Below are 24578 nucleotides of genomic sequence, written 5' to 3'. Positions count from 1 at the left end.
GCTATGTGTTTTCTATGGGCTTTTTTATCTCTTATTTGCGACATATTTGTGACAAGACAAAAAAGTAGATAATGTGGGACTAAATTCTACTTATCTATACTAATACATACTTAAAAGTAGATAATATGCCAACAATCGGATTTGAGATCAAAAGGAAGTGCAAAGTCTGCGGCAAGGTTTTCGTCGCAAAGACACTTGACAGCTATTATTGTTCCCAAAAATGTGGTAAAGTAGCTTGGAAGCGCAAAAAGGATGTAAAAGATAGAAATGCAAAATTGGGAGCTATTGCCCAACAAGTACCAGACATCAGAGAATATATTTCTGTAAAGGAGGCAGTAGCAATGTTTGGGCTAGAACGTAGTACTCTCTATCGCTTAATCAAATTGGGATGTATTCCAGTCATCAATTTGGGTACAAGGCTCACGCGTATCAAACGCTCCGAAATGGAACAACTTTTCCTAAAGAGACCGGAATGTATTGCCGAAAAAGAAAAACCTGTTCCTAAAACATATAGCTTAGAGCCAGAGGAGTGTTATACCATTACAGAGATTTGTGAGAAGTACCATATTAATGATAGTTCAGTATGGGCGCATGTTAGAAAATACTCTATTCCCTCACGACAAATAGGAAACTATGTATATGTACCCAAACAAGAAATAGACAATCTATATAAATCTGAAGTAGAATGAAGAAAGCATTACCAAACACCAAAGTGACCGTCAAACTCAGAAAATCAAATTATAAAGATGAGTGGTATCTGATTATAGAATCATATCCGGTTTACAAGCGAGGCTCTAAACGGGCAAGCCGTGTGGTTGAATCAATTAACCGGACTATATCCACACCAATTTGGGACAAGTCGTCCATTGCACGCATCTTGCCGGATGGAACATTCAATTACAAACCTAAGCGTGATTTGAATGGAATCATCCAATGCCGTTCAACGATAGAGCAAGAGGCTTGTATCTATGCTGACAATGTGCGTAAGTTACGGCAACATGAATACGATAGTGCAATTCTATATACTGATAAAGAGAATGAAATCGCTGCACAAAATGAACGAAGCGAACAGGACTTTATCAAGTATTTCAATAGTATTATCAGCAAACGGCATCCTAATAGCTCCAATTCAATTATAGTTAACTGGAGGTGAGTGGGTGAATTATTGAAGATTTATTCTCAAGGACAACCAATCCCATTCAAGGACATATCCGTTAAACTACTTGAAGATATTAAGATGTTTCTGTTACGTGCTCCCATGGGAGGAAATAAAAAAGGAACGATCTCACAGAATACTGCATCTACCTATTTCTCTATACTCAAGGCCGGATTAAAACAAGCGTTCGTTGATGAATATCTTACCGTTGATATAGGTGCAAAAGTAAAGGGGATAACAAACATTGAGAAGCCTCGTGTTGCGCTTAGTATGAATGAAGTGCAAATGTTGGTTGATACTCCTTGTAAGGACGATGTTTTAAAACGTGCGTTCTTATTCTCTATTCTCACAGGATTACGGCATAGTGACATCCAGACTTTGAAATGGAAACAGATTCAGCAAACAAGTAAGGGTACATGGCAAGCGGTTATAGTTCAGCAGAAGACAAAAAGACCAGATTATAAGCCAGTCATACAACAAGCTCTCCAACTCTGTGGAGAACGCCCAAACGATGAAGAAACTCTCGTTTTTGAGGGATTGACAGATGCCTCCTGGATTTCACGTCCTTTGAAAGTTTGGATAGAAGCATCCGGTATAAAGAAGCATATCACCTTCCATTGCGGCCGCCATAGTTTCGCTTCGCTATTGCTGGAAAATGGTGTTGATATATATACAATAAAAGATTTAATGGGTCATACAAATGTCAGAACCACGCAGATTTATACGCACATCGTAAACGAACAGAAAGAAAAAGCAGCTAATACATTACATATAGACAACCTGAATTTATAAGTCATGTAAAAATACAACTATTGAAATTCAGCAACTCAGGTTAAGAAAATTACATATTTGTCGTTATTTGCCCCTCATTAAGTATCAGCTTTTTGAGGGGGATTTTGTTGCAAAGCGCTCTAAAATTGCAGCGCGCTAAAGAGTTTTACAATTTAGCAGTAATTACATCTGTTCTGCAAGAATTATTACACTTATAATACTGTCATTAGAGAGTAAAACGATGATTATTTTCTACTTATTTGCATTCCCCTATTTGGGGCTATCGTAAATGACATCAAGTAGCTCATTTGCAAGTTTACCATCTGTGATTTTAATAATATTGTCTTCCTCTGTTACATAGCCAAGTATATTGATACTGCCATACCAGACCGTGGACCTATCTATGATACACGAGGATAAAGATAGTTTAGGTACAATCTTTACATATAATCCCAAACTTTTTAGATAATTCGTCTGACTGCTTTCCTCTGATGTAAGAATTGCAACTTGAACACCACTTGCATGAAGTTCTCTGAGCATTTTAACAAATGTGTTTCGTTCTGTACGATAGAGTTTTGGAGAGGATATGACAATAGATTGTCTTGAACTTTTCAAATTTTGCATAAATGCCAAACGGAATGTGTTACCATTGAAAATCTGTCCTTCATATGATGATATTTGTAAGTCATCTGTATTATCAAACAGCGTCTGAGTATCTCTTGACAGTACACGATAACCGATGGCAGAGTATCCTTTTAGGCGTTTACGATACATATTCTCACAAACAGGTTCGTGTATATCAATATAGTCATAAATACGAACATCTTTCTTGCCCTCATTCTCACGGTGCAAACGTCCGGCATATTGTGCAACCAATCCTTTCCATGAGATTGGTAGTGCCAAAAACAGTGTATCAAGTCGTGGATAGTCAAATCCCTCTCCCACATATTTTCCCGTGGCTACTATTACAAGAGGGGCATCTTTGGGTATATCCTGTAACTTTTGCAGCGTTTCTCTCTTGTTCTTTGCAGTCCCTTCTCCTGTGAGTTGTATGATGTTGGCTACATGCTGCTTCAACATTTCGGCAAGCAATTCTACATGAGAAGTTCTGGCAGTAAGTATTATAGGTGTTCGGCCTGCAGCCACGACATTAAGGACATCCTCTATTATAAGATTATTCCGTATTTCCGATTCAGCGAGGGATTGTGATAGTGTCGTAAACGATTGTTTGTCATCGGTAACAGGTCTATAAGATGTAAATCTCGGCACAAGATAACGCTGGAACGACTGCTTCTTTATCTGTGCCTTGGCATCGGCAGAAAAACGAATTGGACCGCATTGCATAAAGATAATAGGCTGCAAACCATCTTTACGGATTGGAGTGGCAGTAAGTCCATAGACATAATGTGCCGTAACGTGTTTTAATACATTCTCAAATGTTATGGAAGATACGTGATGACACTCGTCTACAATGACCATCCCGTATCCTTTTACAAAAGGCTTGACTTTGTCATTTTCAAAACACGACTGCATAAGGGCTATATCAATAACACCATGCAACGTGTTAGAGGTAGAATCAAGACACCCGACCGGAGAAAAAGCCTTCTTCCTGCCTCGTTTCTTGGAAATCTCATCTTCTGTGAAATCTATGTCAAGAAATTCAGACAGACGTTCATGCCATTGCATAAGCAATGCCTTGGAGTGTACCAGAATAAGTGTATTTGTCTTTCTTCGGGCAATCAGAGCCGCGGCTGTAACAGTCTTTCCAAAGGCTGTCGTTGCAGACAACACACCGTTGGAAAATGGCATGAGGGCATTGATCGCGTCCAACTGTTCATCGCGTTCTTTTCCTTTGAATGTTACGCCAATAGGTTTACCATGATTTGTATTATCAACTATTTCATAATCAATTTTGAGGGAATACAGCATGTTGATAATGGCATCCTCACACCCCCGAGGCATTGCAAGATATTCATCGGTAAAATCTGCACGGCAGATAATACGAGGAATGTTATATGTGGAAATACGCATCGCCTGTTTGCTGTAAAATTCAGGATTTTTAAACGCCGCAATATGTTTCAAATGATTACTAACCTTATCTGAAATAGATTTTAAAAGAATATATATCCTGTCCGATTTATGTATTATAAGTATGCCGTTAAAGTCTTCCTTGGTCACATCTTGTATGATTGGTATTTCCCACGGTTTATTTTCCGAAGATGTGACCAATGTTCCAAAATCTTCCTGCTGATGCTGTGTCAATAATGCATCTACGGTTCCTTCATCTATTTTTCTTACATTGTATAGGTATGCCCATTGATCCTGGAACGGAAGAAACTGATCATCTACAAAAACGCTGTTTCCTGCTTTCCTGGCTTTTCCCTGCAATGGTAACGCAATGAGATTGCCGAATCCGCCTTCCGGTACTTTATCCTGATTGGGAAAGAAACGATCGTATGAATCGAATGTAATCCGTCCATTGCGCTTCATGGCTTCCGTAAGAATTGTATTGCCTAATTTCCTTACTTTGCAAGCCGGTATGGGTTCATTAAAGAAAGTCCACACATGCGCACCATTGCCGGAGCGTGAGCGTTCTATACTGAACGGAATTCTCCACTCTCTACAAATGGAAATAAATGCCAATACATCGTTCTTATATCCATGAGTGCAATTTTTGTCATCAAAATCAGCACACAGGAAAGAACATTTATTATCAGAAGTAACGACGTACAGACCTATAACATCGCATCCGTTCTCATCTTTACCTTCCAGATGTCGGTATATGTCTTGATTGGTTAACGTGGCAAAATTGCGGTTGGGACACTCTGCACATTTATGCTTTTTCTTATCGCATATTCCTCTGCGCCATTCGTTGATACATACTGGTTGGTAACCACCCTTTTCTGTGGCTTTGTTGAACCATCGTCGTGCAAATACATCATCTCGTCCCTTGAAAAAGTTACGGAACAATGCAATTTTCTCATCAAGAGAGAGTTTGATTGGAGGATATGTTATGGAAGAAAATGCCGTACTTTCATCAGCACGTTTGATGGAGGAATACACTATACCATGCTGTGAAAGTATTGACTTCAGTTCTTCATTTTCGGCAAGCAGAGCATTGTATTTAATGACAAGCGCATTGTATTTCTCTTGAAAACTGTCCATCTGTTATTTTGTTGCCATTAAACCACACAGCAATGCAATTCCAAAACTCAGAAACGTTCCAGCAAGGACATATTCTGTTTTTGCTGTATCCGTGTCTTTGAATCGAAGTATGGATTTTGCCGCTATTATAAAACCAATTGCTTCATATTGTCCAATGATAACGAATATGATTGTAAGAATACGCTCTAAATTTCCAATTAACGCTCCTGCATTTTTGATATTTTCACAAGACTGTGTCTCTCCAACTTGATATTTCTTTAAGACCAACTTAATCAGGATGTTTGCAGGCTTGATACACAATAGTAACGCCAATATGAACAGAGGTATAGAGTAGCTGCCATTGCAATCCATCGATTGAATTGGCAGCTTTGTTGTAGTGTCAAAGGAAAATATCACTATAATCAATATCGCCAAATGAGCAACCTGATCAATCACAAAATTCCATAATCCTTTGGGGCTATATGTTTTGATAACATCTATCACCAGATGAGAAAAAGCAATGGCAAGGGCATAAAATCTGAATTCATAAACAGGAACAACTACCCATGATACCACGCCGATAATAAGCGAATGCACATACAGGAACCAGCTTTTGAATTTCCTTTCCTCTTTCTGTGCACAGTATTTATCATTTTGCAGGTAAAAATCACCTATAACATGTGCCAATAACAGACTTAAAAACAACCAACTATTCATATCCTTCAAAATTTATCTGTTCAAAATACTTTATGGATTCTTCTATACAATACCATTTTGTAGCTGTAGAAGCATTATTTACACTGGCTTGGGATATACCCAGTTTCTTGGCAATGTCTGCCTCTTTGAAACCAAGCAGTTTATAGTAAACGACTTCACTTTGGCGCACAGTCATATTATTTAATATGGCATCGGTCAATAGGGCTATAGTTTGTAAAGGGGCAGATAATTGCTTTTTACTTGTATGAACAGACATTGTTCCCTTATTAAGGGAACTCATTTCCTCAAGCGCACGTCCTGACAGATATATGGCTTCACCATCCCAAATGCCTTGTTCGGTATTCACTATTCTCATATCTCCAATACCAATGGCCATCCGTATTCCGTATGTATGGAAATTTTTCGTCTTTTCATTTTTAGCTGTGGAAAAAGATTTGATGCAGGATTTGATTATAAAGGCTATCCGGAATACGTTTGATACATTTTGCATTACACACTCTATATAGTCCCCTTTTATTTGGCGACCTTCAAAATCAGGATAACTCACTTTTAACAAGTCAAATAATGATTCTATCCTTTGCTTTAATCCTATAGTTTCATTCACAGACAAGGAAGTGGATGCTACTATATCCGCTGAAATTGTTGCAAACATATTATGGTTCATTGATTCGATGACAAATGTATGAATTTTCTTTTATTTCGCCAATGATTATAGGTAAAATAATCTATAATAATAAAATATAGATAAATAAATCTATAATAATAATTTATATATAATATAGCCTATAATCGAGTAGAAAGAAAACTACTTCGTTTTTCCACCTACTTGATTCACTATAAAAAATTTTACCGGATAGCTAAATCTTTAATGTGGCATACAAACATTAGCCCACCAGATTTATATGCCCAGCGTGAACGAACAGAAAGAAAAAGCAGCTAATACATTACACATCGAAAATTTGACTTTGTAGGTCATGGTGGAAACTTCCACCATTGAGCATCAATGACTTATAACAAAGAATCATAAACACATCATAATTTACCCCTCATTAAGCACCTGCTTTTTGAGGGGTATTTTGCATCATAGACACTCTCAATGGAGAGTATTTTACTATAAAAAGAGTTTGCTCCCTCTTTTATTATCCTTTTGTGTTAATGAAATTAAATCTATCGGTGGTGAATGAGTGGTTAATTGGTGGCTTTCAAGCACCTATTTAGCACCCATAAACATCCATATACTTTTGTGGTATTAACTCCAAAATACGAAAGATATGGCTTATAAAGTAAATTCGTTGGAGGAGATGCCAAATGCATTGTCCTACCTGATTGAGTCCGTAGAGGCTCTACAATCTAAAGTAAATGCCCTGCAGAATAAGCAGGCAAGTAATTCACCCAAGTGGATGGATATAGACGAGCTTTGTGCTTACCTACCATCGCATCCTGCCAAGCAAACGGTTTATGGATGGGTTTCAGCTAAACAAATCCCCGTACATAAAATAAATAAGGCTCTGGCTTTTCTACAATCAGAAATTGATGACTGGTTGAAGAACAAATCGCATAAGACACAGGATGACTTGATGGAGGAAGCCAGACGATTTATTGAATCCAAAAAGATTATCAGATAATGGGAACGACTGATTATTGTTTTTCATTCTTTCGCAAACCCATCCAGAACATCGAACCAATAAGAGCTGTAGGTATTGTGGATGTGTACCGCTATATCACCGGGCATTATGCACAACCACAAACCGAAGCCTTACGTCTGATGGCAACTTCTCCTGAAGCCCAAAGGTACAAAGCCACCCATTTTGACTATTGTACCTTTTCTGGACTATTCCGTAAGCGGAATGAGAAGGAACTGATAATGCACTCCGGATTGATGTGCCTGGATTTTGATCATGTGGAAAATATTATGGAACTAAAGCAAAAGTTACTCAACTATGAGTATTTCGATACGGAGCTATTATTTGTCAGTCCATCCGGTAATGGATTAAAATGGATAATACCTGTTGATTTGAAAGGCTGGTAACATTCCCGGTACTTTAAGGCTGTTACCAACTGTATCAAAGCAACAGGCTTGCCGTTGGTAGATATGTCCGGAAGTGACGTTGCTCGTTCATGTTTTTTGCCACATGATCCACAAGCATATATTAACCCTAAATACAAAGATAATGTCAAAGAAAATATTTTCCGCCCAAGATTGGGAGAATGTCCCTTCTGAAATACAGCAAACACATACGCCTGATATTGCTCCTATATATAATAAGGTAAAAGACGATGTAGAAAGTGTTGTTCAGGAGATGGAACAACGTGGCATTGATATAGCACCCAATTATAAAGATTGGGTGGAGTTGGGTTTTGCACTTGTTAATGGATTAGGAGAGAACGGACGGGAGTATTATCATCGCATCAGCAGATTTTACCCTACCTATCAAAGGGAAGAAACAGACAAACAATATACGCATTGTCTGCAATCCAAAGGACAAGGTATTACTGTCCGTTCTTTCTTCCATTTGGCAAATCAAGCTGGAATCTCATTGGCTCTGTCCGGCAAGGAACATTTATCCATTTTGCCAAATATCCAAAATGGCAAAACGGGCAAATGGATAAAATCAGAAGAAGAACTTCCTGCATTTCCTGAATGTGTGTTTGAGCATCTTCCTCCTTTTCTAAATGAGGTTGTCAACAATTCCATCTCGGAGGATGACCGTGACACGATATTGATTGGAACTATTGTGTGTTTGTCGGTATGCTTTCATAATGTTTGTGGTGTGTATGATGAACGCATTGTTTATCCGAATCTTTATCTGTTTGTTGTGGCAGATGCAGGTATGGGAAAAGGGGCATTAACCCTATGCAGAGAACTGGTGGTACCCATTAACCGCAATTTGCATGAACTTTCAAAGCAATTGGAACAGGAATATAAAGAAGCTATGGCGGCTTATATCAAAGGTAAGAAAGATAGTGGAATGACTATGCCGGCCGAGCCGCCCATGCATATGCTTGTTATTCCTGCCAATAGTAGCGCAAGCTCTTTCTTGAAAATATTGGGAGATAATGACGGAGTTGGACTGTTGTTTGAGTCGGAGGGCGACACGTTAAGCCAGACATTGAAGTCGGACTATGGCAATTATTCCGATGTGTTGCGAAAGGCATTTCATCATGAGTTGGTCAGTTTGAGCCGTCGCAAGGATAGGGAGTATTGTGAAGTAGCTAATCCAAGAGTGTCAGTAGCTTTGGCTGGAACTCCCGAACAGGTAAGAAGATTGATACCTGACGCGGAGAACGGATTGATGAGTCGCTTTTGTTTCTATATCATTCGCTTCAAGCGAGGTATAAGAAATGTGTTTGCTACAAGCAATATTTCTCAATCTAAAAATGCCATGTTCAAACTGTTGGGAGATAAATTCTGCCATCTGCATGAAGATTTTGTACGGCAGGGAAATTATTCCTTTTCCCTTCCTTCCGATTTGCAGGAACACTTTATTGAATATCTCAGCCGTGTGAATGAAGAGTGTTGTGACGAAGTGGATAACAAGATGCAGGGAGTAGTCAGACGGATGGGGCTGATTGCTTATCGTATAATGATGGTGCTGACCGCTGTCCGGAATTTGGAGAATGTACATCGTAATTCTTCCTTACTTGACGGGGCAGAACGATTGGTTTGCCATGAGTATGACTATTCTATAGCCATGAATATGTGCGAGACCTTACTTTATCATGCCGTATTCATTTATCAGAATTTGTTAGGAAATCAGTCCAAACGATTCAATTTCGCTTCGCAAGAAACTGGCATTTATGCACGAAGGAATACCCTTTATAATATGCTGCCTGAAACATTCACGAAGAAGGATTATGATGCGGCAGTCATGGCTTTAGGTGAGAATGGAAGTACGGCAAACAAGTGGATACCTTTATCAGAGATGGTAAGCTATACCGAATAGAGCAAGGGAAATATAGGAAGATTTTTTGAGTGGCAAGTTTGTGTTTTAGTGTCACTAAAACCTATGCGGCAAGCGGATGAAACTGCCACTCTCAAAAAATCAATTTATGAACATCGAAAGTTAAGATAAATATGAAGGAGAAGAAACTTGGCGGTCGCCCTAAGTTGGCGAACTATCAGAAACGTACCAAATGTTTTCGGGTAATGTTTACCGAGAACGACTATATCTATATACAATCCAAAGCCCAATAGGCAGGATTGTCTGTCAATGAATTTTGCCATCAGGCGGCAATGGATTGTCTGGTCTGTCAGCGCATCAGTCCAGAAATGGCATCGGCAATCCGTGACCTTTCCGGCATCGCCAATAATGTCAATCAGATTTCCCATCAGATGCACACTTATGGTTTGGATGCAGTCAAGCAACAATGCTTTTCAATCATATCAGAAGTCAGTAGAATTATCAACCAAATAAAGAACAATAGTCATGATAGCAAAGATTAAAACAAGAGCAGATTTCGGAGGAATAGTGAATTATGCCAATGACCAAAAGAACAAGAAGAAGTGTGCCACACTTTTAGCATACGAAGGTGTCTGTGCCATCAGCAATAAAACCATAGCCGATTCTTTTCAGATACAAGCGTCCATGCGCCCGAAAGTAAAAAGTCCGGTGAAACACGTATCACTTGCTTTTTCTTCGCAGGACATTAGCCGTTTCCCTGATAACGAAGAAGGAGATGTGCTGATGGTAGAGATAGCCAAGAAATGGATGGAACAAATGGGGATTCGCAATACTCAATATATCATAGCCCGACATCACGACACGAAACATCCTCATTGTCATTTAGTATTTAACCGGATAGACAATGATGGCAATCTCATTTCTGACAGCAATGAAAGAATACGTAATACTAAAGTATGTCGGACTTTGACTAAAGAATATGGACTGTACTTTGCTCCTAAGAATAGTAAAGCCAGAAACAAGAGTCGTTTGCGTCCTTATCAATTACGGAAGTATAATCTACGTTCTGCAACTCTTGATGCACTGGTTGTATCTCGCTCATGGAATGATTTTCTTGGCATTCTCAAAGGTCAGGGTATTGATATGCGTTTTAATCGTACAGATAACTCTGATAAAATTCGTGGCATATCATTCTGTCAAAATGAGTATAGTATAGCTGGTTCTAAACTTGACCGTGATTTAAGTTTTAACAGTCTTTGTGCTACATTGGGCAATGTGGCAACGGAACTGGTTGTTCAACCTCATCAAGCTATAACTTCCGGTGGAGGTGGAGGAACAAGTAATGAACTGGGATGGCGAGACGACAAAGACAAGGATAACCAAAGAAACGAATCTTTTTATAAGCACTCAAAACGTAGAAGATAATGAAAGAAGATGTAGTAGCAGCAAATCTTGCAAATTTGCGCCAAAGTATCAACGAGCTTAAAGAGTGTATTGAAAAAAAAGAATACCACAATTTCTAAATCAGAGCAATCTGTAAAAGTGGACTTTGACAAAAAGACCATTTATAATGGAGTCGCCAAAAGTTTCTGTGCTTGCTGGAACGAAGCCTTATCTGTGGTAAAGCAACATGTCTGGAAACAGCAACCGGACACATTGCCGTTTTCGCTGTGGTTCCCGAAACTCATTGAATTATTCAAGCAGAAGTCTAAATTTCTTGAATATCTTTATCGACACGTTTGCGATTACAATCTCAATCGTATGGCTATCGAGGCAAATACCGAAAGCATATTAAAACGGCAGGATGAGATATTTGCCAAAATCAATGAGTTGAAAAATCCAGTAACGGTTATTCCACCCAATATCAATGGGATGTTTATACGTGGCTATCATATAAAGTTCCGATATGTTGTAGTCTTTATTGTCATCATTGTTACGTGGGCTGTTACTGCGTCGGTTAGTAGCGTGAAGTATAAGGAAGAATCCTTTGCACATTATTCGATGTATCGGGCGGTGAAGGAACAGCATCAGTACTTGATAGAAAAAGTAGGAATAGAGCTAAAAAGAAATATGGAATAGTCATCGGAGAAAATAAGCAATAGTTCTTTATTGTTGCTTATTTCTTCCATAAGTCACTTCTGGTTCTGCTGCCACAAGTGTACTGTCAGTATCAGATAACTCGTATGTTTTTATTTTCCTGTCTTCAAGAAAAATATGGTTCAATGTATAAGCTAACGATTCAAGTGTTTGTATCTGGACTTTTGGTTTTAGTTGGCACTCCCAAATCGTGATACAATGCCAGCCCATGGCAGCAAGCTGGCATTGTTCTTTTTTATCTCGTTCTTTATTCCTTTCTATCTTGTTTGACCAAAATTCAATATTGGTTTTAGGTAAGCGGAAATATTTGCAATTATCATGACCATGCCAAAAGCAGCCGTTCACAAAAATGACCGTCCGGTATTTGCGAAGTACCAAATCGGGATGACCGGGAAGACAAGGATGATTTAGCCGATAGCGGAAGCCACGGCTAAAAAGGAATTTTCGCACCAATAATTCAGGTTTCGTATTTCTCCCTCTTATTGCGGACATGCATTTATGACGCTGTTCTTTGGTCAGTTTGTCCATATTGATGATAGGAATTGCATATCATTTATAATATTCAATTAAGTTTGGTTTAATATTCTCGTAAATTTTCTCTATTGCTTTTGTTTTATTGTGGATTTTTTCTTTGCCAAATGAGCACTTCGTTTTTGAATCTACACAATCTTTTTATTCAGTAAACCCTCTTTTTTTGAGAGTTATATAGTTTATATACATACCTCTTTTCATTCTTTCATCCAATGGACGTTTTCCCTTGGCAATCTCATCCATAACTTTCCATTGCCAATCTTTTAGAATTCTACGTCTACGATCCCACTCAACCATTTTTTGAACTAGCTCAATAGTGATATTATCGTTATCATAATCAGTAGAGGAGGCATGAATTGCGCTAGATGCCCTATTGGTTTCGGAAGCAAGTTTGTCTGCCTCAAACAATAAATCGATGTTTTTTTCACAAACGATATTATAGATATTTATGGCTTTTCTTCTATCTGAATCAGTGAACTTATGATTAAACTTCAACTTATGAGCAGTTTCTTGGGCAGCAGATTGATAGTTGATAGATAAATAATCTGTTTCTTTTCCCCATTCTGCAATTTTTCTCCACAGCGGATATGGAATAGATTCTATGATTTCCATATCATGCGCAACATCTTCGTCATTTTCGTCAGAACTCAGTGAAAAAACTTTTCTGGCTGGAGTCGAAGAATTAATAAGATCTGATTTTATATCATTCAAATCGTAAGACCATGTATATGCCTTAACTTTTTCCCAACACTCTTCTTTCTTAGACCACTCAATATAGTGCGATATAGGTGATTCTTTGAGAATGAAATCATTAATTTGTTTCATTAGCTCATAGATGAAATCTGAAAGAGCATTAGAAAGGCATTGGTTCTTCCATATTTTGTAGAGGTTTAGTTTGCCCTTTGTTATAGTAGTTAATAAAGATATAGCATATGGAACAACAACCTGTTTTAACTCACCAATATTATTTCCTGATACCTTGGTTCCATATCTTTTATCGGCAGTTCTGAATAATATCGTTTTTGCAATGGCATCTTCATAATATATGCTATTGAGGTTTTTAATATTTTCAGGTAAGTTGTTGTTAATGAACTTGCTGTAGTTCTTTTCGTTACCACGTACCACTATAAACGGACCGATGGCAATTTTTTTCCCATCATACACATCTTCGTATGCGTTTATATACTTAGCTAGCTCAACCTTTGTTATAACCTGCTTCTTGGGGTATTTTAAGTCAAAGGCGGCTTGGCGAGATTTGGTAAATCCCTCCTTCTGACGAAGATTCTTATATTGTCCTCTTGCTCTTTCGAAGAACCAGTACGTCTGGATGTTTGAATCTTCTGTTATTGGCGTCAAGATATATCGAGACAATTTTTCGAAAGCTACAAGATGTGCATTATTGGCAGTAAAATCAGCATCATTTACCTTGTTTTGAGTATTTGCATATCGAGAAATGCGTGACACAATATCTGCAAATTCTTCTGCTCTTTTGATAACAGATATTTTTGCTTGAACAAAAATGCCAGATATATCAGCCTTGTCTTTTTTCCATGTGTGATAAATAGACGCTGTTGTTTGACCGCCATTTACTATCTGTAAATTAGATATTTTGACAATGTTTCTGCCGGTAGAATCTAATTCGATGTGATCAGCAGTAGCCGCTAATCCGTTGTTGAAAGCCAAAAACATATGTGGCTCTTTTTTTATTGTATCTCTGATACCTTTATTGATTTTTCCTGTAAACTGGAGGAAAGAACGGACATTTTGCTCCAATAATCTGGCACCAAATCTTTCATATAAATTGGCTAAACAAGTTCCTGGTATTATAGCTACATATGCTTGATAATCGGGATTTTCAGAAGCGGCAGATAAACATGGAACAGTATATCCTTCTTCCTTGAAATTAATTTCAATAGGCACACGCGATTCTACAGTCATCTGGTAAAGATAGCGAAGGTCTATAACACGGAAGAATATCTTATATCCACATATATCTACATTGGCAGGAAATTCGCCTTTATACTCACCATTCGTAAGAATAAATGCATTAACTCTTACCAAATTATTTTTTAGCTCTTGGTATGAAGATAATGTATTTGCAAATTCAAATATTTCAGATGATTCTGCTACTTCGTTTGCATAATCTCCATATACAGCCTTCCTGAAGAAATTAATAATTCTAGTGGAAGCTCTATCTATTTCTGATTTAGATGTTGAATAAATACTTTCTTCACATCCATAAATAGATATGAATAAGTCAACAGTCTCATAATTATCTGCTATTGCATAGCCATTAATTTTATGCTGTTTTTTGGTTCCTAGGTCTTTTTCATCAAAAGCTACTGTTGCATTCTCAGTTTCTCCAGCTTCAGATAATACATCAAGAACATATCTTGTGAATGTCTGTTCTTGATTATCGCCATCTTCATTAGATAATTGGCGGGACGAAATCTCCTGAATAAGAGATAGATAATATTTATTTATATCATTATGCATATCATTTAATGGTATTAAATAAGACCCCTTCAGAAACTAAATATTCATCGCACATACCGATAGAAATGGCATAAACAACATTACTTACTCCTTTTCTAAGATCATTTTCCATGATTCTTGGGAAATCAGCTAATACTTTATAGTACTTTTCGTTCCTTTTTTTATAAAAATGTTCAGCATACAAGGATTCATGATTAGCTATGTACTTCGCTTCAATAAGTTTTTCCTCAAAGATACATAATGCAGGTACATTGCTACTGAGGAGATTTTTTATTTCTGCTACAATCATAGGTAAACTCTCTCCATTAATTTTGGATACTTCCAATACTAAATGGTAGATAAACAAATGGGCTACAAGTGAATTATCTAATTGTCGTTCTCCGTTTATGGTTATGAATTGAGCATTATTAGTAGAAGATGTTGTTTTAACTTCAACAGCCCAATTATCACCTTGAAAGTCTTTATTTGTCTTCTCAACTCCTGTCCAAAGCTTTAATGTAGACGCATAGGCATCATTAGTACTTCGACTTAGCATTTTTCTAAGGAATACTAATTCTCCATATAAACCTTGTTGTTCTTCTTTTGATAAGCCGTCAAATTTCATCTTATCAAACAAGTTTTTCCATTTATATAGTTGATTTGTAAATTCTTGTGCCATTCCTTTTGGATCGGATAGTGGTTTAAGTGCATTTACCAGATCCTCACATAATGCAGCAAAGACTCTTTGGTTCTCATTCCTCATTAGCTGAACATGGAGCATTTTTTGTCCAGGCATTGATGTGTCGATGAGCTGCCTAATTTTTAGCTCACTTAAATTGCTTAAAGATGTGACATCAATCTTGAATTCTTTCGAGAAAGAGACAGCAATACCTATTATGTCATCGGGATAGCTATATGTGGCATATACCTGTATAGGTAATGTCGTGTCGTAAAGCTTCTTCACAAGCCCTATTGTCGCAAGACTTTTTAACGAGCTCCACAACTCTATAATCTGATATTTATTCTCCATACTCATTATCGTTTTCGTTATCGAAATTATCCTCAATATCAGCATATTCTCCTACCATATTCACTTTATAATTTACAGCAAACGATGTATCTGTTGCTGGGAAGGAAATGGCAAACCCAACAAATGGATCATCACTTTCGACAAATATAGTTGAACCTTCAGCTGGCACACCATTCTTCATGACGTTAGCACCTATTGGATTTAATGGATAAATTATGAGTAGTGGTTGAGTTTTGGGTCTAAAACTACTACGTACAACCAATGGTTTTGGATATGCCTTAGACCAAATTTTACCATTATCTATAGCTTCTTGCTTTGTTGTTTCTAAAGCTTCATTTAGCACATCTTTTTCTAAATCTACAAATTCATCAGCTTGATTACCGACGATATGATTCTTTCGAATAAAGTATGTTTTGTAATCTGTATCAATAGCTCTATTACGATAGAAACAATTAACTTTATATTTGTTGCAGAAACAATATTTCTTATTAGGACCACTTACAGCCGACTTATTCATCAGAGCAACGCTCCAATTCGTCAACTCGCTATGTCCTTGTAGCTCATCGATGTACTTAACAATTAATTCAAGATTTACCTTTTTGAGAGATTCTGCAACAGTAAATTCATTGAAATAATCACAGATTTGATTTGCTGGAACATTCTTCCAAAGATAGTCTCCATTTTTGATTACGGGTTCACCTAATCCGGCCAGAAACTCATCAGTAGCAACAAGATTTCTATTCATTAATCCCTTATCAATCGGCAATTGATAAGTTTCAATGAGTCGAGAAGCCCATGATACTTGAATTTCCTTAGTATTTCTCATCTTATTAAGAGCCGTGATTTGTAGGCATCCAGGATGTGTACGTACTTTGAGAGCATACTTATCTGGTGTACTTCTTGATTCTGCAAGATAGTTGAATTCTTCACGTAACTCAGCACTAGCGATGGCAATGTGTCGATACCATTCATTGAGTTCAGCACTTGTAAATAGACGGCATAAATCAACATATCCTGGACGAAAACCAAACCATCTACCCATCTGCATTAGTGTATCATACATTTTAGAAGCACGTAAGAAATAGCTTATAGAAAGTCCTTCCAACGTCAGACCTCGAGATAGTTTGTCTCCACCTATAGCGATAACAGAAACTCCATTTTTAGAATTCAATTGATAATCAACAACATCTCCAGAAGACCCGTTAATGGATTTTACTTCTATTTTCTGAACGACTTTGAAAAGCAAAGGCTTAATATCTTTCCATTGGTGGACTTGTAAGCAGTGATTAATACCAGAAAGCGTTGAATTCTTAATTTTATTCGTTGTTTCAGTATAGTCATGCTCAAGCAAATCTTGAAATTCCCTAAGCACAGATGGATCGTTAGCTTCTATCTCTTGCTTATAATAAGAAAACTGTTGGGCTACCAATTCTTTTATTTCATTTTGCCATAGCTGATAGCGAGAAACGTGGATAAGCATAGAGTTATGCTTGTTTTCTTGACCTCTTGCTAAGCGTATGGCACATGTCAATATAAAGCTCTTAATAGCCGTTTTTAACGACTCTGGTATATCTGCAAATGTTGGTTTGGGATCATTCTTTTTGTGCCCCTCGGGTATGAAAGTCGAATAATCGCTAATTGGAACGACAATCGGCAATAAGTCTTCTTCCTCCTCAACATCCATACTTGTCCCAAATACTTTTTCAGGACCAATGTAATTAGTTGGTGCAGGGAGATTGATAATAAAGTCACGTGGAAACAAATCTGATTCATCTTGTGCTATAAATATATTAGCAAAAGGTGTGGCTGTATATCCAACATAGGCAGACCTATTGAATTGTCCAATCAACGTTCTAATACCTTTATTTATTGCTGTAGGATCTAAATCTTTGTCTTTCTTCGTGTTGATTGAAGCATTATCTGCTTCATCATCAATCAGCAGCAGAGATTTATTTGCAATCTTGTGGCCTCCTGCTTGAGCTTTCAGCCAAGTGTTTAAGCGTTTTAAAACTGCTGCGTTCTTTTTCACTACCAAAATAATGGGTTGTGGTGCATTGAAGTTGAACCCAGCTGTATTTGCTGCCCTACTATTGAAATCTCCAGAGTCCAGACTTGTTGTATAGGAATTAGCAATAGCAGAATCAAAACCCGGAATCAGTCCTACACCGATTTTTGTTGTATTATTAATATTGTATGCTCGTTCGTATTGGGTGTCAAAGCCTAGAAAACCTTCATCAATTCGACTTTGAGTCTGACTTCTCAGGTTATTCAATATGCCTGCTAATACAACGATAAAATTGAATCCTGCATCAGCTGCTTTGCAAATCAAGCCTGTGTAATTGGCTGTTTTACCAGATTGGACTTGACCTACAACTAATCCTTTTTTATCAATTGTGATGTTGGTTGATTGAGGATTAAACAAATTATCCAAAATTCGGTCACTCATTTCGTCTAACTTCTGAATAACAAGTGGGGCAAATCCTTTCTGTTCAGATAAATACTGTTTATATCTCACCCAAAAATCCCATGTAGATTTGCGCTCAGCTTTGAAATCTCTAAGCCAAGGTTGTCTTCTTTCGTTCCCTTCAAGTATTTGAAAGTCCTGAATTCTAACTCCATACAAGGATAGTAATTCGTTTTTTATTTGCGCAACATCCATATTGGGAAAGATTAGTGATACTCTTTCTATAGCATCATTAATCTGATTGTCTGTAACAACGGCATTTGGACCGATAAGAACTCGGCACATGTTAATAATCTGATTCTGCATAGTTATAAATTATCGATTAAATCCTCAAAGAGGTTAAAAGGTTCAACTGTTTTTAGATATGCTTTGGCTTGTTCTGATGATTTCCCCATTTTAATTTGGTTATCATACATAGTCCGCATAATATCAGTAATAATAGAAGGATTGATACCTATAAAAGGTTCAAGTTGAGATTCTTCTCCTTTTGCTTCGTTGATATAAATAGTTTTAGTAGGTAATGTCTCCTCTATAAAGCAAAGAAGTGTATTGATTGCCTTCTCAGGATTGTCAATGGCCATACTTTTTATCTGCTTGATCATGTCATGGTCACGATTAACCACAAAAAACCATTTATTATCTTTCTTCTTCTCGCACCATAGAGATTGAAAAGTTGTACCAGCTTTCTGTTTTATTATCCTTCCTCTATGTCTATAAACTTCACAACCTATTGATCTTACAGCTTTAGCATAAGATTCTAGTTGACTTCTATTTTGCATTGGAGGGTAAGCTCTTGATTTTTTTATATCAATCTGCCATTCGGTATCCAATGTGTTTGGTAAATCTATTCTGATTCTCACTAACTTATAGTGTTCTTCCTTTCGAAATAGACCAAGCCAATCACCAGCTAAAAGTAACCTTTTCCCTCTATATACATAGAATCCTTGCTGAGCTGCCCATCCATTAATACCTTCTGCTTTAAGATAGGCTGCTTCGCTAGAAAAAGCACTTTTATGAGGCAAAACATACCCCTTGACAGATATTCCACCGATAATGTTTTCGGTGGGTCTAATCTGCGTCTTTGGCTCATTTTCACAGAATGGATTCCAAGGCTCAATTTCATGTTCGCACCAGAAAATTTTCACAGCCTTTTCTTCTATAAAACGGTGAAAAGTCATTGAAATGTGCCGTTTCACCTTATCTAATAGTGAAGAAAATTTGGTCTTTGAGTTAATATCAATCTCACTTGTATCTGGGTTAATGATTCGGTCTAAATCTGACCATATAACCAAAGTACCATGAGAAACATCATCAAGAGCATTGATGTATTCTTCAGGAATCCATTGAAGAAGTTCCCATTGGTTTGTTTTTGCAACGTAGTCCAAGTCCCAAGTCCAATAAACGGGTTTGTAATCAGCCTTTTTACTATATACGGTAAGTATTCTACATTGAGAGAAAGAGGCGGTTTTCAACCCCAAGCCAAATCGACCTAAATCGCTTTTTGAACGTTCTTCCAAAGGATTCTGAGAACCAGGTCTCATAGCTTCAATCAGTTCCTGATGATTCATTCCAATACCGTCATCTTTAATAGTGATTATGGATTGGCCACCTTTCCAGATTCTCGAAATCCAGATATTATTCGCTCCAGCTGATATAGAGTTATCTAATATATCAGCCATTGCTGTTTCCAAACTATAGCCCATGGCTCGAAAAGTCTCAATCATGGACGCAGCAGCAGGTGTAGCGTTAGCGGTTTTGAGTTCTTCGTAATTCATCTTCATGAGCTAATATTTTTTTTATCTCTAAAGCTATCTTCTCTGCAAATACTACAGGAACAGCGTTACCAATTTGTTTAAATGCAGCAGAGCGACTTCCTTCAAAGAAGTAGTCATCAGGGAATGATTGAATTCTTGCAGCTTCACGTATTGTAATAGAGCGTACATTATCTGTAGTGGGATTAGGTGTTGGATAAATGTAATAATGTCCGTCCATAGCAATATGCGCAACAACAGTGTGGCATATACCGTTTGGAGCTACAACACAAAACCTATTCAAGAATGTCTGTGTATTTTTATGTTTCTGTAGTGATGGATCAAGTTTGTCATACCGTAAACGTTTTCCCTCATTCCACAGCTCAACAGCTTGCCTGTAGATTTCTCTATCTGTAGGGTTATTAGGACGTGCAATGTGTTGAGTTGTAAAGCTCATAACTCCCCTTATTCCTGATGCCTTGAGGTATTCCATATCGGCCAAAGGCTTTGTATAATGAACAATTCCACAAAGTGTACCCTCACCTGCTTTTATTATAGGCAAGTCACAAAACAAATCTTTCATTATCTTGTAAGGCATTTGTTCTTCAAGAAGATATGGATAGTGATATGAGGTATTTTCTTGTGTATCTCGTTTATTTTGCCAACCAACAATAATAACCCGATGACGCTTTTGTAAAACGCCATGCTGAGATGCTATTTGTTCGCGAAAATCAATGTCATAATCTAGTTCACGCACCAAACGTATAAGATCTCTGAATGGTTCACCACCTTTGGCTGTAAGAATTCCTAAAACATTCTCGAACACAAACATTTTGGGTCTATAACGCTTAAGGAATTCTACATAAAATTTATATAAGTCATTACGAGGGTCCTCTTCTATTTTCTTACCTAATCTGGCACGACCAGCTACAGAATATGCTTGGCACGGTGGACCTCCAATTATTATATCAATGGGCTTACCATTACATAGCTTATCTACTCTTTCAAAAAGGCTTGGTAATGTTTCTTTTCCTATAGCTTCTTGAATAACCGAGTCAATGACATGTTTAGGAACTTGATTCCATAACCAGCTTCCATCTGTTTTTTCCTTCTTGCTTTTGAGATAATCTTCGTATATATCAAGCTTTTCGTTCTCCTTTAAATAATGAAATGCCGCACGGGTTTTTAATGTGTCACAAGCATAGTGATCCATCTCAATATGTGCTATGGCTTCATAACCAGCTCTAATAAAACCTTCTGAGAGTCCACCAGCACCTGCAAACAAGTCTATAAATCTGTACTTCATACGTTAATCATTTAGTTCTATTAAGCAGTTCTGATACATCAACATCTAAGAGATTAGCTATCTCTATCAATTGGTGGACAGAAGGTTGTGAGCGGTTAGTACACCATCGGGAAACCGTCATATCTGATTTTCCTAACTGATCAGCAAGCCATTTGCTTGTCTTGTTGTTATCGGCCAATGCCGCTTTTAATCTATTGGGTATTTGTTTAACACTCATAATCTAATCTCTGCTATTTCTTACTTAGATCGATAAAAATACTCATTTATTGTGTATTTTTCCACATGTTTTTAATATTTAGTTAGAATTTACTTGTTTTTAAAGTTTATCATGAACTTATTACCCATTAATAAGTATGAATTGTTGTAGGTAATGGTTTATAAACGTCATCATCGAGACGACGCAAAATGAATGGACTGTTTTTGCCTTTCTCCGAAGAAATCACAAGTATCGGTACCATAGCAGCAGTATCATTCTTCTTTTCCCCTTCGCTCTTTTACTTTTTCCAACCCCGGCATCTTTTTAGCCAATACACTTTCTCCTGCAGGAAAGTAAAGCGGAAAGACCTGAGATAAGAAACTTACAATATCACTACGCTTCTTACCCATGTTGAAAAAAGCAGAACAAACAAAGTACATAAGATCTTGCTGACTACATGTATTTGTTAGCTGAATGGTTATTGAGGGAGTGATTATCAAACCGTGTTCTGCAAATGCGCAAGCATTGGCAAGAATAGCTTTCTGCTCTTCCTCTGTGAACATTTTGATTTTATCTGCTAACCATTCAAGTTCTCTTTGCTGAAGTGCTTGCTGCTTTTCATTCTGATGTTCCAATAGAATTGCTACATTTTCTTGTTGCTTTTCGGTCAAGGCATTTTCCAATGCTTGATTCTTTCGTTTAAGGACATTGAATTTCAGCAATGCGGCAATGTACATACAGAAATAACCTACTGCAATGTCGAATATTAGTACAAGCAGATAATTGCTGTTTGGATTTTTGGTATTCTCAGACATATACTCACTGATAGGAATAACGGCAAATAGCATGATGATGGCTATTGCATAAAGTACTCTGTATCGCGTTTTATGGTTTATCTGCGGTAAGGAAGCAAACAAAAAGGCGATAATCAAGACGACAATTATTGCACAAAGTGGAATGAAAGATGTTCCCATAGGTTTATTGCTCGGCTTATGGTTTAACAATTATACGCCAATAACCAGCCTTGTCAGAACCTTCATGGATGAGAATGCCTCTATCTCGAAGGTTCTTTATCTGTTTCTTGACACCATCCAAAGAGATACCCAATTCATTTGCCATTTTCTCACGAGTTATCATTGGGTTAGATATAACCATATCTATAATACGTTGAGCCGTTCTACCAACAGGTTTGTTGACATTTCGTTTTACAGGGTACTTTTCGAGGGTACTATTTTCGTTTACAGGGTACTTTCCATCCGAACTTTCTTCGTTTACAGGGTACTTTTCGAGGGTACTATTTACTCTGTTAGCCACTTCCTCAATTGGTATTCTGCCGTTCTCACTCCAGTTCAAATTATAGAAAGTCGTGTAGAAAGAAGTTGCTTCCGTTTGATATTGAGGTTCTTTTCCTTGCAGGAAATTGGGTAGCTTCTCCGTAAGTTCCCGCATTTTGCGTAAGCCGGAGCCACGTTTCTCCATATAATCCAACTGTGTGAACATATCTGCAATAACAGGATTACGGCGCATGGATGGTACTTTGTATATGTCACGGTCTTGAATTTGTGTGCCGTCAAGCATAGCGCCCGGTGATACTAGTTCTACGCGGTCATCATAAATGTCAATATGTACTTCACCGCCCATTACGGTATAATCTCTATGGATAAGATGGTTTACCAACCCTTCAAAGATGGCACGGTCAGAATAGTCGGGGAGATTCAGACGATAGTTGGGCATCTTCACCCATCCACTCATGGTGTAGTTCTTGATGAAGTCCATGCCGTATTTCAAGAGCAATACGAGGTTATCCCGATGCTCTACAGAACTGATGGCATCATCTTTATAGAGTCCAGTCCAACGGGTACAGAAGATACGTGATTGGAATGCAGTGCAGTTATCCACGAACAATAATCCGGCATTGGTCAGTTTACCGTCAGGAGTAACCAGACCGAATGATTCCAGATACTTGTCATTCCATTCCTGATGGGTTTGCTCGCGGAAGGTATTGGCAAGGATGATGAACGAGTGCTTGCTGGCATCCACTTGTGTAGGTAGTGAATCCCATGTCATGTGTGTACCTTTCAATACCAACGAAAGAAGTTGTTGTGAATTACACTCCACGCTTTCATTGCCAACCCGTACATATGCGGTACGTGTTCCGTCCTGATAATAGTAATAAGGTGTAAGTGTTCCTGCCTTTACTTTCACTTCAAGCAAAGAGTGCCCTTCGTGTTCTATCGGAATAAGTTGTATTTCCGGTACAGGGTCAAGTCTTGCCTTTATCGTTTCGCTGATAAAATCGGCATCGGCTTGCGGATTCTCCAAACCAACAATCACTCCGTCATCGTTCACTCCATAGAACAAACTGCCACCATCCGTATTGGCAAAAGCCGATACAGATTTAAGCCATGACTTCACCTTCTTACGTTCTAGCATTTCCTTGAAATCGTAAGCCGAGCATTCCGCTATCAATGTATTGTTATGAATTTGCATCGTTTCCTTATAATTGTTAGGGTACAATTCCCCAATATCATGTACAAAGGTAAGGATAAAAGTGGAGATTCTGTTAAATTCGTGCCATGCTTTTGATTATTATGCGTTTATATCACGATATTTATTGGAAAATTTTATATTTTTGCAGCCAAGAGCTGTAGTTGCTTATGGATGCTTATTTTCGGATTTGCGATATAATTGCAACACGTGTACGCAAGTTGCTCATACAGAGATGCTGTTGATTTTGAGGAAGTCAAGTAATTCCGATAAGGATACAAATAACAAACAATAAGCAATAGAGGTTGTGTCAAAACGTTGGCACAACCTCTTTTATATTTTAAGTTCTGCTATATTTTCTTTTGGCTATGCTGCTTTTTCCTCATGCATTTGGCAGCAAGTTGCTATATTCCAATTATATCGGGTTATAAATAGGGACATTCATTAAATATTACAAAATTAGCCAACTAATTCATACACAAATTATTGCGAATTAGTTGGCTTTTTTGTATCTTTAGGTATTCCCCCGAAAACAAGGTTTGACGGCCAAA

At 37.6% G+C, this 24578-nt stretch carries 15 protein-coding genes and 6 pseudogenes; 9 read left to right on the top strand and 12 right to left on the bottom strand.

Going from position 1 to position 24578, the window contains the following annotated elements; all coding sequences use genetic code 11:
• Positions 1-125 precede the first annotated feature (125 nt).
• Together H8S52_RS12310 and H8S52_RS12305 are read left to right on the top strand one after the other, a co-directional pair.
• Positions 126-689, top strand: coding sequence for a helix-turn-helix domain-containing protein (locus tag H8S52_RS12310; protein ID WP_186909923.1), 564 nt, complete (start codon positions 126-128; stop codon positions 687-689).
• Positions 686-1948 (top strand): annotated as a pseudogene (locus H8S52_RS12305) (site-specific integrase). Before H8S52_RS12310 ends, H8S52_RS12305 begins: the two are co-directional and overlap by 4 nt.
• A 249-nt stretch (positions 1949-2197) precedes the next feature.
• On the opposite strand, the gene H8S52_RS12300 reads toward H8S52_RS12305, so the two are convergent.
• The 3 genes from H8S52_RS12300 to H8S52_RS12290 are packed head-to-tail and all read right to left on the bottom strand — an operon-like array spanning position 2198 to position 6440.
• On the bottom strand, positions 2198-5092 hold the full coding sequence (locus tag H8S52_RS12300; RefSeq protein WP_186909922.1) for a DEAD/DEAH box helicase family protein: 2895 nt from the start codon (positions 5090-5092) through the stop codon (positions 2198-2200).
• Between the two features lie 3 nt (positions 5093-5095).
• On the bottom strand, positions 5096-5788 hold the full coding sequence (locus H8S52_RS12295) for a DUF3307 domain-containing protein (RefSeq protein ID WP_186909921.1): 693 nt from the start codon (positions 5786-5788) through the stop codon (positions 5096-5098).
• A complete protein-coding gene (locus tag H8S52_RS12290) occupies positions 5781-6440 on the bottom strand; it encodes a sigma factor-like helix-turn-helix DNA-binding protein (protein ID WP_186909920.1) in 660 nt (219 codons plus the stop codon). Before H8S52_RS12290 ends, H8S52_RS12295 begins: the two co-directional genes overlap by 8 nt.
• A gap of 207 nt (positions 6441-6647) precedes the next feature.
• Between H8S52_RS12290 and H8S52_RS20170 the strand changes: the two are divergent.
• From H8S52_RS20170 to H8S52_RS12260, 7 genes and pseudogenes are all read left to right on the top strand, one after another.
• Positions 6648-6759 (top strand): annotated as a pseudogene (locus H8S52_RS20170) (site-specific integrase); the annotation flags it as partial.
• Positions 6760-7059: 300 nt separating this feature from the next.
• Positions 7060-7413 carry a helix-turn-helix domain-containing protein gene (locus tag H8S52_RS12285; RefSeq protein ID WP_186909919.1) on the top strand — a complete coding sequence of 118 codons (354 nt, stop codon included), beginning with the start codon at positions 7060-7062 and terminating at the stop codon, positions 7411-7413.
• Positions 7413-8009 (top strand): annotated as a pseudogene (locus H8S52_RS12280) (BT4734/BF3469 family protein). The gene H8S52_RS12285 and the pseudogene H8S52_RS12280 overlap by 1 nt, the downstream one beginning before the upstream one ends.
• Positions 7960-9761 (top strand): annotated as a pseudogene (locus H8S52_RS12275) (DUF3987 domain-containing protein). Before H8S52_RS12280 ends, H8S52_RS12275 begins: the two co-directional pseudogenes overlap by 50 nt.
• Positions 9762-9863: 102 nt before the next feature.
• Positions 9864-10232, top strand: a pseudogene (locus H8S52_RS12270) (MobC family plasmid mobilization relaxosome protein).
• The gene (locus H8S52_RS12265; protein WP_186909918.1) at positions 10216-11115 is read left to right on the top strand and encodes a relaxase/mobilization nuclease domain-containing protein; all 900 of its coding nucleotides are present in this window, start codon (positions 10216-10218) and stop codon (positions 11113-11115) included. The pseudogene H8S52_RS12270 and the gene H8S52_RS12265 overlap by 17 nt, the downstream one beginning before the upstream one ends.
• Positions 11115-11769: pseudogene (locus tag H8S52_RS12260) on the top strand (hypothetical protein). Before H8S52_RS12265 ends, H8S52_RS12260 begins: the two are co-directional and overlap by 1 nt.
• 27 nt (positions 11770-11796) lie before the next feature.
• On the opposite strand, the gene H8S52_RS12255 reads toward H8S52_RS12260, so the two are convergent.
• The 9 genes from H8S52_RS12255 to H8S52_RS12215 all read right to left on the bottom strand — a co-directional run bounded on the left by H8S52_RS12255 (position 11797) and on the right by H8S52_RS12215 (position 24030).
• Positions 11797-12315 (bottom strand): very short patch repair endonuclease, encoded by a 519-nt coding sequence (locus H8S52_RS12255; protein ID WP_186909917.1) that lies wholly within the window; start codon positions 12313-12315, stop codon positions 11797-11799.
• 144 nt (positions 12316-12459) lie between these two features.
• Positions 12460-14814 carry an AIPR family protein gene (locus H8S52_RS12250; protein WP_186909916.1) on the bottom strand — a complete coding sequence of 785 codons (2355 nt, stop codon included), beginning with the start codon at positions 14812-14814 and terminating at the stop codon, positions 12460-12462.
• Between the two features lies 1 nt (position 14815).
• A complete protein-coding gene (locus H8S52_RS12245) occupies positions 14816-15823 on the bottom strand; it encodes a PD-(D/E)XK motif protein (protein WP_255470052.1) in 1008 nt (335 codons plus the stop codon).
• On the bottom strand, positions 15813-18593 hold the full coding sequence (locus H8S52_RS12240; protein WP_186909914.1) for a Z1 domain-containing protein: 2781 nt from the start codon (positions 18591-18593) through the stop codon (positions 15813-15815). The genes H8S52_RS12245 and H8S52_RS12240 overlap by 11 nt, the downstream gene beginning before the upstream one ends.
• 2 nt (positions 18594-18595) lie before the next feature.
• Positions 18596-20068 (bottom strand): ATP-binding protein, encoded by a 1473-nt coding sequence (locus H8S52_RS12235; protein ID WP_186909913.1) that lies wholly within the window; start codon positions 20066-20068, stop codon positions 18596-18598.
• Positions 20034-21344 (bottom strand): DNA cytosine methyltransferase, encoded by a 1311-nt coding sequence (locus H8S52_RS12230; protein WP_186909912.1) that lies wholly within the window; start codon positions 21342-21344, stop codon positions 20034-20036. Before H8S52_RS12230 ends, H8S52_RS12235 begins: the two co-directional genes overlap by 35 nt.
• Before the next feature lie 7 nt (positions 21345-21351).
• On the bottom strand, positions 21352-21561 hold the full coding sequence (locus tag H8S52_RS12225) for a helix-turn-helix transcriptional regulator (protein ID WP_186909911.1): 210 nt from the start codon (positions 21559-21561) through the stop codon (positions 21352-21354).
• 251 nt (positions 21562-21812) lie between these two features.
• On the bottom strand, positions 21813-22514 hold the full coding sequence (locus H8S52_RS12220) for a hypothetical protein (protein ID WP_186909910.1): 702 nt from the start codon (positions 22512-22514) through the stop codon (positions 21813-21815).
• Positions 22515-22530: 16 nt separating this feature from the next.
• Positions 22531-24030 carry an RNA-binding domain-containing protein gene (locus H8S52_RS12215; protein WP_186909909.1) on the bottom strand — a complete coding sequence of 500 codons (1500 nt, stop codon included), beginning with the start codon at positions 24028-24030 and terminating at the stop codon, positions 22531-22533.
• Positions 24031-24578 lie beyond the last annotated feature (548 nt).

The organism is Bacteroides sp. NSJ-48, from assembly GCF_014287405.1.
In the GTDB taxonomy this organism is placed as follows: domain Bacteria; phylum Bacteroidota; class Bacteroidia; order Bacteroidales; family Bacteroidaceae; genus Bacteroides; species Bacteroides stercoris.
The sequence above is the reverse complement of the archived record's forward strand: the minus strand, read 5'-3'. Positions and strand labels throughout refer to the sequence as shown.

What these genes read in the sequence shown, in the direction of transcription:
- H8S52_RS12215 (WP_186909909.1), bottom strand. Translation starts at nt 24,030, where the DNA reads ATGCAAATTCATAACAATACATTGATAGCGGAATGCTCGGCTTACGAT.
- H8S52_RS12255 (WP_186909917.1), bottom strand. Translation starts at nt 12,315, where the DNA reads ATGGACAAACTGACCAAAGAACAGCGTCATAAATGCATGTCCGCAATA.
- H8S52_RS12310 (WP_186909923.1), top strand. Translation starts at nt 126, where the DNA reads ATGCCAACAATCGGATTTGAGATCAAAAGGAAGTGCAAAGTCTGCGGC.
- H8S52_RS12220 (WP_186909910.1), bottom strand. Translation starts at nt 22,514, where the DNA reads ATGGGAACATCTTTCATTCCACTTTGTGCAATAATTGTCGTCTTGATT.
- H8S52_RS12230 (WP_186909912.1), bottom strand. Translation starts at nt 21,344, where the DNA reads ATGAAGTACAGATTTATAGACTTGTTTGCAGGTGCTGGTGGACTCTCA.
- H8S52_RS12290 (WP_186909920.1), bottom strand. Translation starts at nt 6,440, where the DNA reads ATGTTTGCAACAATTTCAGCGGATATAGTAGCATCCACTTCCTTGTCT.
- H8S52_RS12245 (WP_255470052.1), bottom strand. Translation starts at nt 15,823, where the DNA reads ATGGAGAATAAATATCAGATTATAGAGTTGTGGAGCTCGTTAAAAAGT.
- H8S52_RS12250 (WP_186909916.1), bottom strand. Translation starts at nt 14,814, where the DNA reads ATGCATAATGATATAAATAAATATTATCTATCTCTTATTCAGGAGATT.
- H8S52_RS12265 (WP_186909918.1), top strand. Translation starts at nt 10,216, where the DNA reads ATGATAGCAAAGATTAAAACAAGAGCAGATTTCGGAGGAATAGTGAAT.
- H8S52_RS12295 (WP_186909921.1), bottom strand. Translation starts at nt 5,788, where the DNA reads ATGAATAGTTGGTTGTTTTTAAGTCTGTTATTGGCACATGTTATAGGT.
- H8S52_RS12240 (WP_186909914.1), bottom strand. Translation starts at nt 18,593, where the DNA reads ATGCAGAATCAGATTATTAACATGTGCCGAGTTCTTATCGGTCCAAAT.
- H8S52_RS12235 (WP_186909913.1), bottom strand. Translation starts at nt 20,068, where the DNA reads ATGAAGATGAATTACGAAGAACTCAAAACCGCTAACGCTACACCTGCT.
- H8S52_RS12300 (WP_186909922.1), bottom strand. Translation starts at nt 5,092, where the DNA reads ATGGACAGTTTTCAAGAGAAATACAATGCGCTTGTCATTAAATACAAT.
- H8S52_RS12285 (WP_186909919.1), top strand. Translation starts at nt 7,060, where the DNA reads ATGGCTTATAAAGTAAATTCGTTGGAGGAGATGCCAAATGCATTGTCC.
- H8S52_RS12225 (WP_186909911.1), bottom strand. Translation starts at nt 21,561, where the DNA reads ATGAGTGTTAAACAAATACCCAATAGATTAAAAGCGGCATTGGCCGAT.